Below are 1659 nucleotides of genomic sequence, written 5' to 3' on the forward strand. Positions count from 1 at the left end.
TCCGCCTCGCTCTTGCGCAGCGACAGCTCGTATCCGCGCACCGTGACCTCGATCGGATCGCCCAGCGGCGCGACTTTGCGAACGAACACGCTCGTCCCCTTGGTGATGCCCATGTCCATGATGTGACGCTTGAGCGCGCCCTCGCCCGTCAGGCGACGGACGGTGGCGGTGTCGCCGATGGCCACGTCGCGCAGCGTTCGATCTTGAACTTCTGCCATATGCCCCGTTTCCTTTCCTTGAGGTTCCTTGCGGTGATGCCAACTCGATGCGCGCACGCCAAACGGCACGGCAGATGCTTCACGTGAAACATCCGTTCGTGCTCGTGCGTGGCTTGCGGAGGTGCTACGCGGCGGCGTTCGTGATGATATGCGCCGCGACCTGGCGGTTGAGCGCGACCTGGATGCCCTTGACCTCGACGATGAGGTCGCCGGCAGCCTCGGACACCACCGTCACCTGCGCGCCCTCGACGAAGCCGAGGTTCTCCAGATGATGATGCAGATCGCCGCGACCGCGCACCTTCGCGATGGTGCCCGTCTCGCCGCCCTTCAGGAACGAAAGCGGCATCTGCTGGCAGGCGATGCCCTGCGCAGACCCTGCGTCCGTACGACCGACCGTTCCCTGCATGCTCGCAACCGTTGCGTTGTCCATGGTGACTCCCATCGAGTTAGCTTCATGTAACAAAAGTATCTTATAGCAAACTCTCGGGGAATGGAAGCCTTAGCTAACATTTTCCGCATATTGTTGGACTGGGACGAGGACGCTGCAGGGCGCGGGGCGCGGTCGCCTCATTTGTTTCTGAGGGTCATCGCGTTGACGGCGACGATGACGGTGGACAGGCTCATGAGGACCGCGCCCACGGCGGGGCTGAGCAGGATGCCCACCGGCGCGAGGACGCCGGCCGCCAGCGGGATGGCCACGATGTTGTAGCCGGCGCCCCACCAGAGGTTCTGCTTGATCTTGCGCGTGGTGTTCGTGCCGAGGGCGAGCAGGCGCGCGATGTCCTCGGGGTCGCTTTTCACGAGCACGCCGTCGGCGGAGCCGATGGCGACGTCGGTGCCCGCGCCGATGGCCACGCCCACGTCGGCGCGGGCCAGCGCCGGCGCGTCGTTGATGCCGTCGCCCACCATCATCACCACGTCGCCCGCATCGCGGCGCTGCTGCACGAGCTGCACCTTGTCCTGGGGCAGCAAGCCGGCGCGGAACTCGTCGATGCCGAGCGTGTGCGCCACGGCGCGGGCCGCCGCCTCGTTGTCGCCGGTGAGCATCACGGGCGCGATGCCGCGCGCCTTGAGCTGTCGCACCGCCTCGCGGGCGGTGGGCTTGATCTGGTCGCCCTGCGCCACCACGCCGCGCACCTCGCCGTCGATCACGAGGTAGCTGACGGTGAGGCCACGGCCTGCCAGCTGGTCGAAGGCGGAACGATCGTAGGGGATGCGCTGCTCGTCCAGATAGCGCGCGTTCGCGATGAGGGCGTGCGAGCCATTTTCAAGCACGCCCTTCACGCCGACGCCCGCCACGGCCTGCACGTCGCGCACGGCCGCAGGCTGCACGCCGCGCTGCTGCGCGGCGGCCACGATGCTGGCGGCCAGCGGGTGCGACGACGACTGCTCGAGGCCCGCTATGAGCGCGAGCGCGCGATCGTCGGCGGGGGCGCCGGGG

General features: G+C 67.8%; 3 protein-coding genes. All 3 read right to left on the reverse strand.

Annotation, left to right across the window (positions count from 1 at the left end):
* On the reverse strand, window positions 1–218 hold a 218-nt coding region (locus ACMO6A_RS13020), incomplete at its 3' end, for a FeoA family protein (RefSeq protein ID WP_418471382.1).
* Window positions 219–342: 124 nt separating this feature from the next.
* Window positions 343–648 (reverse strand): FeoA family protein, encoded by a 306-nt coding sequence (locus ACMO6A_RS13025; protein WP_226844574.1) that lies wholly within the window; start codon window positions 646–648, stop codon window positions 343–345.
* Between the two features lie 137 nt (window positions 649–785).
* The coding region (locus tag ACMO6A_RS13030) for an HAD-IC family P-type ATPase (RefSeq protein ID WP_418471383.1) at window positions 786–1659 on the reverse strand (874 nt) is incomplete at its 5' end.

Origin of the sequence: Eggerthella sp., assembly GCF_048329335.1 — a bacterium.
In the GTDB taxonomy this organism is placed as follows: Bacteria; Actinomycetota; Coriobacteriia; order Coriobacteriales; family Eggerthellaceae; genus Eggerthella; species Eggerthella lenta.